Source organism: Xanthobacter sp. AM11 (assembly GCF_047444035.1).
In the GTDB taxonomy this organism is placed as follows: domain Bacteria; phylum Pseudomonadota; class Alphaproteobacteria; order Rhizobiales; family Xanthobacteraceae; genus Xanthobacter.
Map to the genome: position 1 here is coordinate 2,638,005 of NZ_JBLAOA010000001.1, position 15,707 is coordinate 2,653,711.

Sequence of the window (15,707 nt, forward strand, 5' to 3'; positions counted from 1 at the left end):
CGCCTCACAGGCCGACTTTTTCAACGGAATCGATCGGAAGGCGAAGCTCTGGACCGTTCCCGCGGTTCGGATGAAGGCCGGCAAGGAACATCGCGTGCCGCTTTCGGATCGGGCACTCGAAATTCTCGATGCCGCGTCGGAGGGGCGAACCGATGGCGGTTTCGTATTCCCCGGCCCTCGGAAGGGGAAGCCGCTTTCCAACATGGCTATGGCGATGCTGCTCAGGGTGCGCATGAAGCGCCCGGAAATCACCGTGCATGGCTTCCGCAGTTCTTTCCGGGACTGGGCGGGCGAGTGCACGTCCTTTCCGCGCGAGGTCGCCGAGGCCGCCTTGGCGCACACGGTGGGCGATGAGGTGGAGCGCGCCTATCGCCGGGCCGACGCACTCGAAAAGCGCCGGAAGCTGATGGACGCATGGGCCGGTTTCGTCACTGGTGGCGCGGGCGCGAAGGTCGTGCCGATGCAGAGTGCGAGGAAGCGATGACGCCCTGGGCGCGAACCGCCGCAGTTCGCGCGCGTGGGAGGTGCGAACCATCGGTGCGAACTTACTCAGTCAGATCGCTCTGCAATCGCCAAGGCGACCGGAGTTTTTCGGAGTGACTTGCGATGCGCGGCCCATCGCCCAATGGCCGACGGCGCTTTCGGAGCGGTCGTAATCCATGGCTGCGGTTTCAAATGCCGTCCGGGCTGAAACCTTCTGAAACCAGCCGGCCTGAAACCTCATTGCCGCCCTCTCGGAGATAGAGCTTCCTGACTCCTCAGACGCGAGAGGTGGTGCTAGCGTGCGCGCTCAACCTTGGGGGAGGATGGGATGGCCGTACTTTTGGTGACCTACGATTTGAACCGGGAAGTGGTCAGGCCAAATATCGTCAAGGCGATTAAGGACCTTGGCTCATGGGCCAAGTTATCGGAGTCGTCTTACGCCATCGACGTGAGCGACACTCCGCAGGGAGTGTTCAATAGGTTGTCGCCGCTCCTGGATGGAGACGATAATCTGTATGTAGTTACCCTTTCTCGCCCATATTTCGGTCGTGGTCCGAAGGAAGTGAACGAGTGGTTAGCGGCTCGGCTTTGACCGTAACATTACCAACCAAAGCCACTAGACGCTCCGCTTCCTCTTTTGTCTCAGGCTCTAGGAGGAAGTCGCTTCCAATTTGCACGAGTTTCATGAGAACTCTCCTATGAACGAGATTATAGCGCGCGTTTCAGAGCTGCGCAGGGATGGTCGATTCAATAATCTTGGAGAATTTCGCTTTGTTTCCAAGCCATCGTCCGGAGATCGGCTCGTGATCGGCGAGATGAGCGGAGACCTCGACATTTACGAGGTCGATCATATCGAGCATCATCTGGCACGGACAGGCCTCGTTCTTGCCGGTGACCCGTCTTTGACGGTGATCGTCCGCTATCACTCCTCATGGTCACCGGATGGCGACTAACGAGATCACTCGGAGAGTGACGGCGCCACCGATGCCCGCATCAGAGCATTCCGCAGATTGAGCGCCTGCCGAGGCGTGACCTTCATCGACCTTTCCAGCAACACGCTGGCAAGCTTCGGGTCCAACATCGCGTCCCGGAGAATGGCGTCGGCGTTCTTGATACCCGCGTTGCGCATGGCCCCGGCAATGCCGATGACAGCTGCGCCGGCAACGCCCGGCAGGAAGCCGCCAACGGCGCCGCCCGCGGCACCAACCGCCCCGGCCCTCATGAGGATCGATAGAATTGACTGAGGCTCACCCGTCGTCGCCCTGCCAGCGGCCCCAGTGTCGCCGGCGGTATTCGACTGGCCAGGAATGCGCGCCGCCGTGCTGGAGCGATTGGCCCGGTGCAGGTCATCGGCAATGCGGCTCATCATCTCCACCTCGGGATCGGTGAAGAGCGTGCGCAGGGTGTTCCGGCTGTCCTTCACGAACGACTGGAATTGACCCGCCCGGATCAGGTCCACATCGCTGGTGGCGCCTTCCGTATTGGAGATGAAGCGCTTCGTGATGTAGTCGGACACCGCTTTGCGGAGCCCCTGCCGAGCATCGGGATTGCCGGCCGTCTCGGAAACGAGCTTCCGCATCTGAGCAACCGCGTCCTGCCGGCCGAAGATGCCCCCCACCGTCTTCACCACGTCCTGCGGGTCATCCACGCCGATCAGCCTGCCGAAGACGCCGGACTGGTATCCGTCCAGAGCCTCCTTGCGGGCCTGGGCGAGGGTGGCGATGGCCTCGGATGCCGCGACGGGATCAGCGAGCTTCGCATCCACTTCGGGGAGGGCTCGGAGCGCCTCCTTGTGCCGGGCGCGCCACATCTCGACCCTCTTGGGATCGAGGGTGCCGGCGAGGTCGCCGCCCTTCATTTCGGCAAAATCACGAAGGCGGTTGATGGCGTAGTCCTCAAGGATCGTCTTGGCACGGTCGTCTCCCATGGCGCGGACGAAATTTGTCACGCTCTCATAGCCGCCGGGGCCAGAACGGAAGACCTTCCCGCCAACGTCCGCATCCAGCACCCCTTCGGGGATCAGGCGGGCATCATCCAGAAGGCGAGATGCCCGCTCTGCCGTGCCGATGCTCTTCAAGAAGTCCGGGAACGCGCGGATGGCGTCCGCATATTTTGCCCTCCACCGTCCATAGGCGTCGGGGTCCAGCGTGCCGTTCGGGCGCATTGCCGTGTCGCGCAGGTCGCGGACCGCGGCCTGCTGAAGCAAGTGAATGGCGGCGGCATCATCGCCCACGGCCTTCCGGAAGGCCTGCACGGCGTGGAAGCCCTCAAGGCCAGGGCGGAACAGTGCACGCGGAACGGCGCTTTCCGACATCCGGAAGCGATCAGCGGGGCCGGACGATTCCAGCACCCGACCGACAGGCCCGGTGTCGAACGTCTCGGCCCGCGCACGGGTTGCCGCATTTGCAGCCCTCATTCGGGCGAGGTCTTCTTCCCCAAAGCTGGCAGGAGCGACCACCCCAGGCGGCGGAACTCCCTCACCTCCCGGAGAACTCCCAGGTCCCCATCCCGCTTGCCCTCGTGTTCCAGCATCGCGAGGATAGCCTGCCATTCCTCCGGGGGGTATTTCAGCAGCAACCTCGCCAGCGCGCGGCCCCATACTCCCTCGTCCGGCTCCTGCCCCCTCAGTGGCGAATCCTTCGGCGGGTGATCTGCCATGCGACGACCGGACACGCGATTGGAGATTGGCCGCAATCGTATGCGGCGGCGCGTCACCATAAAGCGCAGCCTCTTGGTTCAGCAAGTCAAAGGCGACCTGTCGTGAACGTAGAGGAACACCCTGATCGGCGGCCAGCCGGGTGATGGTCGCGGCGATCCTCGCGGCCTCTTCACGTTCGGGACTGGCATGCATCGCGATCCACCAGTCGGGATCCCGCCCGTTGGCCGCCTCGGAAATCCAATCGAGAATCTGATTCTCGTCCGGCCGCTCGCGCATGCCACCGCGCTCGGCAATGGCCATGCCCATTTCGTCCACGCTCCGCCCCGCGGAACTGAGGATGCCGCCGTGCCGTCGGTCTGCGGCATCGAGAACAGACACAACGTTCGCATCCGGACGCACACCGCCGCGGGCCCCGATCCACCTGAGAAAGGACGGCGGACGATAGGGAGCGCGGCGCCCCAATGCGATGTCTGCCGCCTCCAGCAGGACGGCATCGGGCTTCCCAGCCGCCGAGCTGGCGCCACCTATGGGAGCCGCAGGACCACGCGCCGCAGCAGTGGGACCCGGCCACTCGCCGGCCCCACCACCCGAAGCAACGGCCTGCACCCGGCCGAGCAAGGTGTCTTCCAAAGCCACCACGCCGCTCGCGATCATCTGGGCTTCGTCCTCGGCCTGCCGCAGCACCGCCGTTTCAAGGTCGCGCTCGATTGCCGACTGAAGCCGCGCAAGACGGCCATACTTGACCGTCCGCCCCTTCGTCTGCCGCTCTTCCCATGCGGCATCACGCAGGCGACTGCGCAGCGCCGCAAGCTCTCGATAGGGGACGGCCTGACCTGCGTAGCCATTGGCCACGGCGAGGATAGCGACCTCTTCCCCCTCAATAGGACGGGCGGAGCTGGGCAGCGAGGCGCTGACCTCACGCGCCGTCCTTGTCGTCTCGCCCGCAGCCAGGTTAAGTCTGCCGCCGGGATCGACGGCATCATGAAGAACGCTTTCCCGCTGCTTCGCGACCTCGCGCGCATCGGCGAGCTTGTTCCGCAACCCCGCGCCGTAGAATTCACGTTCATCGAGGCCGCCCGCCGCGCGCATCGCCGCCTGAGCATCGGCTTCAGCGCCCTGGACGATAGGCCGCTCAATATCCCTCAGCGACGCGCCATAGGCTTCCGGGGGAAGATCCCCGCCCAAGGCCCGCGTGCCCTGCACAGCCCGCCCGGTAGCCTCATCCACCGCCTGCGCGGTCATCTGGTCGATGATATCGAGCTGTTCGCGAAGGGCGCGGCTGACAGCTTCAGGATAGCCGCCGGGCTCGATTGAGCCGAGGACTTCCCGCCGCGCGATGTTCTGTTCTGCGGTGCGCTGTTGGAACGCGTCCCGGTTTTTCGTCGCCACGCCGGCCTCAAGGCTTCCGAGGCCCATATCGCCTGTTGCCTGGAACGTGGTCGGACGGGAGCCGGGGATGATTTCCGTCGCTCCCTCGGCAAGAGCGTCCCGAACAGCATATGGATCGGTCGCCGCATCTCGGATCACTGCGCCAGCAGCCCGCTCCTGTGAGGCCCGCGTCGGGAGAAGATGGTCCATCGCCATCCGGCTCCCCTCGCTGACGGCGCGGGGGGCTACAGCCATGCCGGCGCCCGCCACGCCACCGAGGACATTACCTGCGAACTCGCCGAGAGGACGGAACTTCTCCCCGCCAGCTCCGGCGGCAATGTCGCCCCCAACCGTTCCGACACCGCCTGCCGCTCCGCCAATGGCAGCATTCGCGGCCATGGCGCGCGCGGACTCTTCGCCGACAAAGGGCGTGACCGCCTCCTGCGCCGCCTTGGACAGCACACCGGCCCGGTTGAGGACGCCCACCCCCATGGCCGGAACGATCATGCTCCCGACGCCCTCGCCGACGCCGCGCGCTATCCGCTCCTCCAGCGTGTTGGCCACGACATTCTCGGGATTATTGACGCCAATCCGCTCGAAAGCGCGCGTGATCGATCCCTTGCCGCCAATGGGGTCCGTGATTTCCTGAACCGTGGCGCCGGTTCGCTCCCGCACCTGACGCCCGGCCTCATTGATAACCCCGGCCGCGAGATCAACGGGACCGCCCGCGCCGGAATAGACCCAGTTGTTGACCCGGCTCGTCAGGTTATTCCAGATACCACCGACCTTGTCTTCGCCATCGTCCGGTGGAGGCGCATCGGGCTTTGGGGCCATCGGAACGCCCATCACGTCCCACTGAGCAGGCTCCTTGTGCTTCTGGCCCGACACCGTGTAGGGGCGAAGGCCTTCACGGAGGTTCTGCATCTTTAGGTCGTCAGCCGAAGGTGTCGCGCCTTCGACCTGAAGGGGAGAAGCGGCTTCCTTCTGCACGGGCTCATTGCCGGACCAGTCCATCTCCCAGGGCATCAGATCGGATTGATGCTGGGGAGCCGCAGCTTGCGGCGCAGCGTCCGGCCAATCCATCTCCCACGGCATACGCGTGTCCTGAGATGCGGACGCCATGGTGGGGCGCGGCGGGATCGGATCGGCACCGGGCACCGGACGAATGGCACCCTCGATAGCCTGCACACCGGCCGGGCGCGACGGCTCTCCGGTGAAAGCCATGGGGGCGCTGCCTCGCGGGATGAACTGGACCCCAGAAAGGCCTTGATTGGTATCCCGCGCTCCAAGATCACGCCCGATCGGAACGTCGAACCGGCCTTCCGGGGCGGTCTTGAATGCGCCCCCGGTATCGTGGACCACGACGGGAACATCCTTTAGCGTGTAGCGCTGGCCTCCGACCTGATAGGACACTTCGGGCATGGTGTACTGGCGCCCATAGAGGGACGGGTTCCCAGCCACCGTCACATAGGGGCTCGCGCCCGTGCGGAAGTCCTCAAGGGTGCGCACAACAGCCTGACCATCGGGGCCGGGACGTGCGGCCTCATAGCCGCCCTCCATCTGGTCCCCGCCGCGCTGAGGGGAATAGGTGGTGGCGCGGGGGACGGGGGGCTGGCGCTGAGGGGCGCCGCCATAGGCCGGGGAACCTTCTGTGTCCCAGTCCATTTCCCACGGCATCTCATTCATTGCTGGCGCCCCCAAGAGTTCGGATCCTTCGGATTGCCACCGCGATAGACGAAGCCCTTCACCACCGTGCCGGGGGCGATAGAGCCCGGCTTCTGGACGGGAGGCTGTGCCGCTCCGGCCTGGGACGTGGCAGTGGGTGCGGCTGGGCCATTTCCGCTGCCAGAGGGAGAGGCAGGCACCATGGCGCCCTGCGCGCGCAGCTTCGCGAGGCCGGTCGTCAGCGCGTCCTTAAACTCTCCGAGTGCCTGCTTATAGTCTTTGAGATTCTGCGCGGCATTCAGGCGGGCCATCGCGTTCTCGGCCTTGAGCCCCTCCACCTCAGTGATAGCGCCACCGCCCTTGAGCATCTGGTAGCCCTGGAGGAACACACCGCCCTGCAATTGGTCCATGCGCGCCTGAACGCGAGCCGCATCAGATGTGACGTTCGGCAAGCGCGACGCAAGCGGGCCAACCATGTCCGGCAGCTTCGGATCATTCGCCAAGTCATCGATGTGCTTGGTGACCTGCGCCGCCATCCCCTCGACGCCAGGGAGCTGCGCCTGAGCCTGCCCCGCTGCCGTTCCCACCGCCTTGTCGCGGGCTGCACCGGCAACGTCCTTCGGGATTGTGTTGATGGGCTGGCGGGTGATCGGATCCAGAAGCACGAAGTGGGTGCCGGCATCCAACTGGATCGGCTTCTGCGAGATGGTCACGCCCTGCGGCATCTGCGACTTCACCATCTGCCCGTTGGTGCCAGGCTGAAGCACGACCGGATTGCCGGCTTCGTCAGTGCCATAGAGCGGGTTGAGTCCGAACTTCGGCTGGGACAGGGCGTTATTCCCGCCGACGACCTCGACCTTGCCTGACGAGGACCGTTGCAACGGCACGCCGTCGAGCCCGATGGACTTGGCATCTGCCGCGGGCACGGTGCTCCATGTCTCTCGCCCGGCCAGCCCGTGCTGCACCTTCCATAGATCCTGATCCCGCTGCATGGCGAGTTCCGCAGACTTTTCCGGATACGCGTAGTTGATCAGCACGTTCTGCACGTCTGTCGGAGACGAGAACGACTGTGTGTAGGAGCGGCCATCGGCGCCGCGGAACGACGCCTGCCACGTCGGCTTCCCGTCCTTCCCGTCCACCTTCTGCACACCGCCGTAGACGTAGCCTTTAAATGGCGTGTTCTTCATATAATTATCGAAGGCGCCCATGGATGCATCCATGTCGCCACTCCGAACCGCCCCAAGTGCCGTGCCGAAGTTCGTCGCGACCGTCTTGGCGTGGTCGGTGTCGATATACTTCTGATAGAATGCCGCCCTCTCCGCATCTCCAGTCGAGAGCGCATTCTGGACCATCAGCGGTCCGGCATTCTTGGTCCAATAGCTGGCATAATCGATGTCTGGCGCGACCTTCCCCGCGGCCTTATCGGCCTCGAACGCCGACTTCGTGTCGGTATTGATCTTTTCTACAGCCGCCCGATCATCGCTTTTGCGCTGGGCGTCCTGCCACTTTTGGCCGAGCCCGATGCCCCCTGCAAAGCCCTGCGCAAAGGCCCCAAGGCCGAGACCGAAGCCTGCCATTAGTTCGCTCCCCGCTTCTTGGCCTGCTCCGCCTCGGCAAGGCTCCGAGCCACAGCACGACGAATGAACTCGGCGAATGTGATCCCCCGCTTACGCGCCTCCGCGCTGACGGTGGAATGGAAGCCCTCCGGGGCACGGAAGTTGAGCAGTTCAACGAGCTTCATCGGAATATCCTCAGTGCACCAGGCCATGTGTGTCCGGGACTTCACCGGGCAGCGGCTCCTCACCTTCGGCCTTCTCGGACATTGCATCGGCGGGCGGAGACGGCTGAGGAGCGGCAGCCGCCATGATGCCTATGAGCACATCGAGAGATTCCGACGCCGCGAGATAGCCGCAGACCACGAAGTGCTCGAATACCGAAGCATAGCGAATGGCCGTGCGGGGATCGGACGACATGCGCGCCGCTGCTTCGAGACACATGTGCCGAACTTTGATTTGGTTCACGGCCAACCCTCCAAGAAACCCGAGCTTAAAATTATACTGTTTGTCACACAGGATCAATTGATGTATACCCCGCCCCATTCCGCTATTTACATTCACCAATATTTTTCAAAATATTTCGGCATCCATCTTTGTCTGCGAATTTATTTTGCCCACGGAGCCGATGCAGGGATTTCGGAAGGCGCCGCCCCTCGATGCCACGACTGGTGGGCAGCTGTGGGCTTCGTCCGGGTAGACCATTGCGGACGAGTGAGGATTTCAGCATATTCAAGGAACATAACCTGAACGCGGAAGAGGGCGGCCAGTCCCGACTGGTGCTCTCGGGTGCGGCTTCGGAGAGCTTATGACCGACGAGCTGGATTTCACTTTCGAACTCATGCCGCTATCCGACGAGGAGCCCCTCAGCCTTTCGGAAGCAATGCAGTTTCTGCGTTACGGAGGCGTCCCAAGGATTCGATATGAGGGTGTCATACCGTCCCGTCAGATTGAAGGCGGCCGCCTGAGCATCGCAGACGATGGTCACTATGTTTTGCATCCGCTCTACTCTGATGCTCGCCTTCGAGGCCCCCATGCTCTCGATATCGCGAAGGTAGGCGGCGTGCTGTTCGGCGTCGCGAAGGATGATAGGCTCGATCCCGAGGCTCTTGAGAACGCCAATGCCTGCCAGGATCTTAGGCTCGCCCGCCATGATGGTGCGAAGCGCGACTTCGCAGAGAACAAGGCGCGGCGCGCCGATGCCGTCGAGCTGCACAGGCAGTGGCAAGTCTTGAGCGTCGAATTCGCCCAGCAGTTCAGGACGTGGGAGTCCGGTGGAAAGGTCGGCGCTAAGCCGGAATGCCCGGAGGAGCCGGCGATCCCCGACGAGCCAATGCCTCCAACTCCCCCGGCCGCTCTCGATACCACATGCCTGCCGAAAGCCTGGCAGGCGGAGAAGGAACGCCGCGAAGCCGCACTACAGGCCCACCTAAACGACGCTGCCAGATCTGGGAGGCTCAAGATATTGGGCGTGCAGGTCGACGATCCGCTTTGCCTTGAGCCCAGCCCGCCGCCGCGGCAACGGTGCCAGATCAGCGTTGAATACTTCAGCATCAGCCGCGACTTCGATCCAGACTATGAGCGGATCCACTTTGTAGACAGCAACAATAGCGCCGCGACGGAGGATTATCTCCTGGCCGCGCTAGCCGGGGAAACGATGCACTCGTACTCCAACGTGACATTGGATCGGGAGGGACTTTTGGCACTGGCGGCGGAGATTGCGCCGGCTTTGGCTCACACCGAGCAGAACGCGACCGGATCTGTCGCTGCCCAGGTTGCCACCCCAAAGAAGCGGGGACCTAAACCCAAGTACGATTGGGGGTCCTTCGACCGGCGACTACAGCTCGTGTTGGACGATGAAGGCGCGATTAATCCGAAGATCGATCCTGGCCCCAAGGGCCTTACCCAAGCCCGTCTAGAAGAAAAGATGACAGAGTGGTGCGAATCGAATTGGGGCACCGCTCCCGCAGAGAGCAGTATCCGCGATAGGGTCTCGGCCTTCCTTGCCAAGGCCGGTAATTGATGGAGGAATTGCCGGCCTAATTATCGGCTTTGTCGGCGGACACCACGGTTAGGCTACTGATATCTATCGTCATCCACTGAGCGCGAACGCCGCGCGCCAAAATATGGATGGCCGAAATGAACGATATTGCTGCCTTCGACATCGAGACCTTCTGCGCCCGCTACGGCATTGGCCGGTCCAAGACCTACCTTGAGATCAATGCCGGCCGCCTCAAGGCTGTGAAGGTCGGTCGCCGCGTGCTGATCCGCTATGCCGACGCCGAAGAGTGGCTCGCCTCCCTCACGCCGGTCACCAAGACCTACGCCGCCTGAAACGCAAACACCCGACGCTCTGATCAGCGCCGGGTGCGAATGTCTGCGTTCGAAATCCATTCCCGCCAAGGAAGAACTTCATGACCTTCGTAGCAAAGGCGCCGCCCAAGCGCAAGAAGAACCTGCCCACCCCCGGCTATTTCCCGGCCCAGGACAGCAACGCGCCCGCTCGGATCATCGCTCGGAAGGTCTCGGAGCGCATCGGCATCCCCTTCGCCGTCGCCCTCGCCCACATCGAGGCGGCCGGTCTCGGCAAGGAGGCGGCCCATGTCTGACATCACGAAATTGCGCGTCCGCATCGATGGTCCGGAAGGGCCGGAGCTGACCGTTAAGGGCCGCGTGGCTTGGACCCTCGCCCACCTCTTGCAGGCGGGTGAGCGCGGCTGCACTCCCATTGAGCGCCCGGCGCCGCGTTGGAGCGACTACGTTTTCAAATTGCGCCGGGCCGGCTTCACCGTCGAGACCATCGACGAGGCGCATGGCGGCAACTACAGCGGGACGCACGCACGGTACGTGCTGCGCACCCCCGTCGAGGTTATCGCGGAGGAGCGCAAGTGAGCCAGATCAAGCCTGCGGGCCACATTCCCTCCCCTTATGGCGTGCCGCTTGCGGTCTTCGAAGACCCCACGGAGCCTATGGACAGCGATAAGCGATATTTCCACGATATCGACGGCTGCATGACCGTTGCCGGCATCCACAATCCCGATAGCCGGGCGCGGTGCAAGGTGGCTCTGAAAGCCGCCATGGGCAAGGGCGGCGTGCCCTTCCAGATCTTCTTGGACCACGGCGGCCGGAGGATCCAGAAGGAGCCCCTTCCGCGCCCCGCCGAGCCGGTCTATCCGAGCCTCCCCAGCGACTGCGGCGTGGACATTCCTGTCGAGAACTGGATCACGCTCGCCCTGGACCACGCGGATTGGTGTGGCCGGGCGCGAGTCCTCCTCAAGATCATCGATGAGAACTTGGACCGTTCCGATGGGTTCGACCTCCCGCCCGAGATCATCGGCCTCAGCCTTCAGGCTCTCCTGACGGCGACCATCGAGCACGTCGGTGACAAAGAAATCGACTGCCTTGAGGCCGCGGCGCTCATTGTCTTGACCGCGCACCACGAGTGGACCGAGCCGGCCATTCGGTGGCTGGCGCCGATCCGCGACACGTGGTTCGCCGACTGGAAAGAAAGCCGTCCCGCGTACCGAGAGTTTGCCGGGATCTGCTGCAAGATCAATCCCAACCTGCCGGGGTGGCTGGCATGAAGGGGTCCAACATCATTGACATCGCGTCCCGGCGCGAAGCCATCCAGTCTGCACGCTGGGACGCCTACGCGGGCGCACTGCGGCGCGCCCAGGCCACCTTCGATATCCGCGACGGCATCGCCGCGGGGGAAGCATGGCGTGACTTCCTCGCCCTCTTCCTGCCGCCCCAGGGAGAGCTGTGCAAATTCCGGGGGCGCAAATGACCATCTCCGAATGTCACATCCACAATGTGGAGGCCGAGCAGGCATTGCTCGGCGCCATCTTCGTGAATAACGCGGCCCTCGGCGTCGTGAGCGGGATTGTCCGCCCGGAACATTTCTATGAGCCGATCCACTCGCGGATTTTTGAGCTCTGCGAGGACGCCATCCTTGACGGCCGCGTGGCGACGCCGATCACGCTGAAGCCGAAGCTTCCGGGCGACCTGGACATCGCCGGCCTCAGCCCTGTTCAATACATGGGGCGGCTGGCGGCGGAGGCGACGACGGTCCTGTGCGCGCCGGACTATGCACGCACCGTGCGCGACACTTGGGCGGCGAGGTGCGTCGCCGAAGCTGCGGCGGCGGTTATCGGTGAAGTCGCCGATCCGTCCACCAACATCAAGACCGTGATTTCCGTCCTTCTCGGTCGTCTGGATGGCATTCGCGCCAGCGTCGATGACAAGCATCGCTCCTGCCGCCCCGTGGCGGACGGCATGTCGGCGCTGCTTCAGCGCATCGACGCAATCCAGGCGGGGCACATTCCGCCGAGTGCCACCACCGGCCTCTCCGACCTCGACCAGATGATCGGGCGCCTTCAGGGCGGACGCCTCATCATCGTCGCCGGGCGGCCGGGAATGGGGAAGACCATCGTCGGTGCGAACATCGCGCGCGCAACCGCGCAGGCTGGGAATGGTTGTCTCCTCTTCTCCCTGGAGATGCCCGACGAAGAAATCAACGCGCGCCTTGCCGCCGATCAGGCTTTCACCTCGAAAACGGCGGGGCCGCCGATCACGGCGAAAATGATTTCAGAAGGCACGCTGGCGCCGGCACAGATCAAGCGAGTTGAAGAAGCCGCAGAGGCGGCCAGTCACCTGCCGCTGATCATAGACACCTCCGCCGGCCTGTCAGTCAGCGAGATCCTCGCAAAGACGCGCAATCGGGCCGACGAAATGCGAGCGCGTGGCGTGACGCTTCGTGTCGTCATCGTGGACTACTTGAAATTCGTCCGCGCCTCCGATCGGTACCGGGGTCAGCGGGTCTATGAGGTCGGCGAAATCACTGCGGGCCTGAAGGCCATGGCCAAGGATCTCGGCGTCGCCGTCGTGCTCTTGTGCCAGCTTAACCGGGTGGTTGAGCAGCGCACCGACAAGCGGCCTGAGCTGTCGGACCTGCGCGACTCCGGCGACATCGAGGCCGACGCCGACGTGGTGCTCCTCCTGTTCCGCGAGGCATATTATCTCGCCGACAAAACGGACCCCGATTCTTTGGCGCGCATGGATGCCGTCCGGAATCGGCTGGAGATCATCGTTGCGAAGTCGCGGATGGGGGCGACGGGCGTTGTGCAGGCCTTTTGTCACCCTGGCGCGTCCGCCCTCCGAGACGGGGGCTTCTGATGAGCGCGCCCTGGATGAAGTTCTATCCGAGGGACTGGCGTGGCGACCATGCCTTGCGAGCGGTCAGCATGGCCGCCCGCGGGCTTTGGATGGAATGCCTCTGCATCATGCACGAGGCAAAGCCCTACGGGCATCTCCTCATCAACGGCGTGGCCGTGGAGGGAGACGTATTGGCGCGCATGGTAGGGGCGTCGGCGGACGATGTTTCGGTCCTGATGGCCGAGCTTCAAAAAGCCGGTGTCCTGAGCGTGACGCGTGCAGGCGTCGTCTTCTCCCGCCGAATGGTGAATGACTATGGGAGAGCCCAAAAGGGTTCGAAAGCAGCGCGCAAGCGGTGGTCGCAAGGTGCTGAGAATTCAGACGAAAACGACAGACCTAATGGGTACCCCAATGGGACACCTATTACTCATATGCCAGAAGGCAGAGATAATATTAGGGAAAAATCGAGTGCAGGTTCTACCGGTTTGGAACCTCGAAAGCCGAGGAAGGTCGGCTGTTTGTGTCCTGGGGACTGGATGCCGAAGACGACGCATTTCGATCTGGCCAAGACCCTCGGAAGGCCTCCAGCGTGGGTTTCGGAGCAGGCCGAGCTTATGCGCAATTGGTCCCACGCGAATGCCCATGAGCCGAAGGCCCGCAAGGCGAATTGGGATGCCGCGCTCTCCAACTGGCTGCGCTCCACCAAAGAAAACGAAGATAAGCGGTTTGGAGGCCGGCCACCGGTTGTGCCGTTCGTTCCCGCCGAGGCTCCAACCTCCACCGACTGGACGGACCACGTCAGACGGTTCGCGAATGGTGACACATGGCCCCGCGTCCTGGGGCCGGCTCCCGGCTATTCCGGTTGCCGGGTTCCGCCGCCCGTCCTGGCGGAGTTTGGTTTCGGGGCATCCCCCGGCTCCGGAGGTGAGGCATGATCGGCCACCCGGCCCCGACCTCGCGTGCACCCGCACGCCCGCGTGTGCGACCCCGTTCGGCAAGGGTCGCCAGCGCTCACGCCTCCAGCCGCACGGGCAGCCGCATCGCGAACGTGAAGGTCTCGAACGCCTGCCTTGCGCGGCGCTCCATCTCCGGCTCGTCCGCGGCCTCCATCACGTCGATCAGCGGCTCGGTGTGCTCGGCGATGGAAAGGGTGCGCAGGAAGCCCACGGCCTCATCGATGGAATTCAAGACGACGGTCGGCTGGATGGCGCGGACCTGCATCGGGCGGGTTTCGAGGCTCTGCATGGTTCGGTTCTCCTGCGTGATCGGCCGCCCCCTTCATCGCGATCCTGGCGGCGAAACGCGTCCCCACTTTGGGGGACATGTGACAATTCCGGGGAAAGCGGCCGAGGCCGTCATTTGTCGTCACCACTCAGCAACATCCGTGCCGTTGCCAGCCTGTCCAAGTTGGACATTTAGAAATTGGCGCTCCCCGTCCAACTCCGTCCCCGTGAGGCCCTGATGGCAACGCTTGATCTGGACAAGCTCCGCAAGGTCCGCGGCCTCATGACCGGCGGTGCGACCGAGGGCGAGCGCTCCGCTGCCCGGTCCCGCGCCGAGAGCATCGCGAAGGCTGCCGGCATGTCGCTGAAGGTCGCTCTGTCCAAGTTGGACACCCCACCGCCGCCGACCGCCCGCAACATGTTCGAGGGCTTCGACGATTGGATGGAGGCGAAGCAGCCCGGCTACAAGGCCGGAGAGGCAGCGAAGCGGGCGGAGCGGGAAGCCCGCAATGCGCGGCGCCGTGCGGAAGTGCTGGCCGCTTATGGCTCGGAAGCCGCCCTGTTCGCCTGCACCGAGCGCGAGGTGCTGCTGGATGCCGCCATCGCGCCAATCGCGACCTGGGACCAATGGATCGACGAGGCCGGCACGGTGCACCGCTTCGCGAAGATGCTCGATGGCCAGGGCGGCGACTTCTGGAACGTGAAGGACATCACGCCCGCTATCCGTAAGGCTGTGATGGGCGCCTATCCGTGGCCAGAGACGCTCGCCGATGCCCTCACTGAGGTCAGGGACTGGGAACGCCTTCGGCGGGATCGAGGGCTATTCTGCCGACAAGGTGAATGGAACCACTATTGCGAGGTCGGATGCCGCGTGGTGATGCTGGAGCACACGCTGGAAAGCAGTCAGCCTGCGGCGACCTGGGATGACGTGCAGGCCCGTTTTGACTGGAAAAGATACGAATGGGAACGGCAGTGGATTGAGCCCACCCAGCGGGATGATCCGTTCCTTGATCGCCTGGAAGCCGACTTCGCCTTCCTCAGGACGAATGTGCAGCCCGCCGGGACGGAGGCGAGCGTCACAAACGGTTCATCAGGATCGGCTACCCCACAGCCCACCACCCGCCGCACCAATGCCGCCAAGCGTGCCGACGTGCTGTCCATGTTGGACAGCCATCCCGAGCTATCGGACCGAGAGATTGCACGGCGCGTGGGGGTGTCGCCCCAGACCGTGAGCACGCACCGCCAGCAGGCAAGGAAACGCCAAGGTGGCTAGTTGGGCCCATCCTCAGGCGGAGGGCGGCCGATGGGGCCCCGCGCGCGTTGGGGCTGCGTACCGGGGAGCGTACCTGACTCACACGCACGTGCCCGTGAGAGAGAGCGCCGGAGGCGAAGCCGCTTCGCCTCTTCGGAGAGGGAGGCGACTTTCATGGCGCGGCGGGCGTCATCACGGTCGATACCAAACTCTCTGGCGGCTTCGCTGATGCCCCCCCCCTGTTGCCGCGCCCCCCCTTGGAAACCTGCGCAACTTGCGCAGGTTTATTCTCGCCAACTTCGTCCACTAGGCTGATCCACATCGCAACGTGGTTATCCCGTTGCAGTTGT

The 15,707-nt window shown here is 63.8% G+C and carries 17 protein-coding genes and 1 pseudogene; 12 read left to right on the forward strand and 6 right to left on the reverse strand.

The genetic code is table 11. The features are described from left to right. Positions 1 to 28: 28 nt before the first annotated feature. Positions 29 to 484, forward strand: a pseudogene (locus ACI7BZ_RS12155) (tyrosine-type recombinase/integrase); the annotation flags it as partial. 69 nt (positions 485 to 553) lie between these two features. On the opposite strand, the gene ACI7BZ_RS12160 reads toward ACI7BZ_RS12155, so the two are convergent. Then, entirely contained in the window at positions 554 to 724 is a 171-nt protein-coding gene (locus ACI7BZ_RS12160; protein ID WP_414117410.1) for a hypothetical protein, read from the reverse strand. Between the two features lie 87 nt (positions 725 to 811). Between ACI7BZ_RS12160 and ACI7BZ_RS12165 the strand changes: the two genes are divergently transcribed. After that, positions 812 to 1,075 carry a hypothetical protein gene (locus ACI7BZ_RS12165; protein WP_414117411.1) on the forward strand — a complete coding sequence of 88 codons (264 nt, stop codon included), beginning with the start codon at positions 812 to 814 and terminating at the stop codon, positions 1,073 to 1,075. 106 nt (positions 1,076 to 1,181) lie between these two features. Beyond that, positions 1,182 to 1,436 (forward strand): hypothetical protein, encoded by a 255-nt coding sequence (locus ACI7BZ_RS12170; RefSeq protein ID WP_414117412.1) that lies wholly within the window; start codon positions 1,182 to 1,184, stop codon positions 1,434 to 1,436. A 5-nt stretch (positions 1,437 to 1,441) separates the two neighbouring features. On the opposite strand, the gene ACI7BZ_RS12175 is transcribed toward ACI7BZ_RS12170, so the two are convergent. Genes ACI7BZ_RS12175 through ACI7BZ_RS12190 form a run of 4 tightly spaced genes read right to left on the reverse strand, consistent with a single transcriptional unit; the run spans position 1,442 to position 8,196 of the window. Further along, positions 1,442 to 6,196 (reverse strand): serine/threonine-protein kinase, encoded by a 4,755-nt coding sequence (locus tag ACI7BZ_RS12175; protein WP_414117413.1) that lies wholly within the window; start codon positions 6,194 to 6,196, stop codon positions 1,442 to 1,444. Continuing rightward, on the reverse strand, positions 6,193 to 7,752 hold the full coding sequence (locus ACI7BZ_RS12180) for a hypothetical protein (protein WP_414117414.1): 1,560 nt from the start codon (positions 7,750 to 7,752) through the stop codon (positions 6,193 to 6,195). Before ACI7BZ_RS12180 ends, ACI7BZ_RS12175 begins: the two co-directional genes overlap by 4 nt. Next, complete coding sequence (locus ACI7BZ_RS12185) at positions 7,752 to 7,916, reverse strand: hypothetical protein (RefSeq protein ID WP_414117415.1); 165 nt, start codon at positions 7,914 to 7,916, stop codon at positions 7,752 to 7,754. The genes ACI7BZ_RS12180 and ACI7BZ_RS12185 overlap by 1 nt, the downstream gene beginning before the upstream one ends. Positions 7,917 to 7,926: 10 nt before the next feature. Next, positions 7,927 to 8,196, reverse strand: coding sequence for a hypothetical protein (locus ACI7BZ_RS12190; protein ID WP_414117416.1), 270 nt, complete (start codon positions 8,194 to 8,196; stop codon positions 7,927 to 7,929). A 340-nt stretch (positions 8,197 to 8,536) separates the two neighbouring features. On the opposite strand from ACI7BZ_RS12190, the gene ACI7BZ_RS12195 reads away from it, so the two are divergent. The 8 genes from ACI7BZ_RS12195 to ACI7BZ_RS12230 all read left to right on the forward strand — a co-directional run bounded on the left by ACI7BZ_RS12195 (position 8,537) and on the right by ACI7BZ_RS12230 (position 13,817). Continuing rightward, positions 8,537 to 9,751 (forward strand): hypothetical protein, encoded by a 1,215-nt coding sequence (locus ACI7BZ_RS12195; RefSeq protein WP_414117417.1) that lies wholly within the window; start codon positions 8,537 to 8,539, stop codon positions 9,749 to 9,751. A 116-nt stretch (positions 9,752 to 9,867) separates the two neighbouring features. Then, a complete protein-coding gene (locus ACI7BZ_RS12200) occupies positions 9,868 to 10,062 on the forward strand; it encodes an excisionase family DNA-binding protein (protein ID WP_414117418.1) in 195 nt (64 codons plus the stop codon). An 80-nt stretch (positions 10,063 to 10,142) separates the two neighbouring features. Then, positions 10,143 to 10,337, forward strand: a complete 195-nt coding sequence (locus ACI7BZ_RS12205) for a hypothetical protein (RefSeq protein ID WP_414117419.1) — start codon at positions 10,143 to 10,145, stop codon at positions 10,335 to 10,337. Then, complete coding sequence (locus ACI7BZ_RS12210) at positions 10,330 to 10,620, forward strand: winged helix domain-containing protein (protein WP_414117420.1); 291 nt, start codon at positions 10,330 to 10,332, stop codon at positions 10,618 to 10,620. Before ACI7BZ_RS12205 ends, ACI7BZ_RS12210 begins: the two co-directional genes overlap by 8 nt. Continuing rightward, positions 10,617 to 11,312, forward strand: coding sequence for a hypothetical protein (locus ACI7BZ_RS12215; protein ID WP_414117421.1), 696 nt, complete (start codon positions 10,617 to 10,619; stop codon positions 11,310 to 11,312). Before ACI7BZ_RS12210 ends, ACI7BZ_RS12215 begins: the two co-directional genes overlap by 4 nt. Continuing rightward, entirely contained in the window at positions 11,309 to 11,515 is a 207-nt protein-coding gene (locus tag ACI7BZ_RS12220; protein WP_414117422.1) for a hypothetical protein, read from the forward strand. Before ACI7BZ_RS12215 ends, ACI7BZ_RS12220 begins: the two co-directional genes overlap by 4 nt. Beyond that, a complete protein-coding gene (locus tag ACI7BZ_RS12225; protein ID WP_414117423.1) occupies positions 11,512 to 12,903 on the forward strand; it encodes a replicative DNA helicase in 1,392 nt (463 codons plus the stop codon). The genes ACI7BZ_RS12220 and ACI7BZ_RS12225 overlap by 4 nt, the downstream gene beginning before the upstream one ends. Beyond that, on the forward strand, positions 12,903 to 13,817 hold the full coding sequence (locus ACI7BZ_RS12230; protein ID WP_414117424.1) for a hypothetical protein: 915 nt from the start codon (positions 12,903 to 12,905) through the stop codon (positions 13,815 to 13,817). The genes ACI7BZ_RS12225 and ACI7BZ_RS12230 overlap by 1 nt, the downstream gene beginning before the upstream one ends. A gap of 76 nt (positions 13,818 to 13,893) precedes the next feature. Here the strand turns inward: ACI7BZ_RS12230 and ACI7BZ_RS12235 are convergent, their stop codons facing one another. Further along, positions 13,894 to 14,127, reverse strand: coding sequence for a hypothetical protein (locus tag ACI7BZ_RS12235; protein ID WP_414117425.1), 234 nt, complete (start codon positions 14,125 to 14,127; stop codon positions 13,894 to 13,896). A gap of 216 nt (positions 14,128 to 14,343) precedes the next feature. Between ACI7BZ_RS12235 and ACI7BZ_RS12240 the strand changes: the two genes are divergently transcribed. Continuing rightward, on the forward strand, positions 14,344 to 15,378 hold the full coding sequence (locus ACI7BZ_RS12240) for a winged helix-turn-helix domain-containing protein (RefSeq protein ID WP_414117426.1): 1,035 nt from the start codon (positions 14,344 to 14,346) through the stop codon (positions 15,376 to 15,378). Positions 15,379 to 15,707 lie beyond the last annotated feature (329 nt).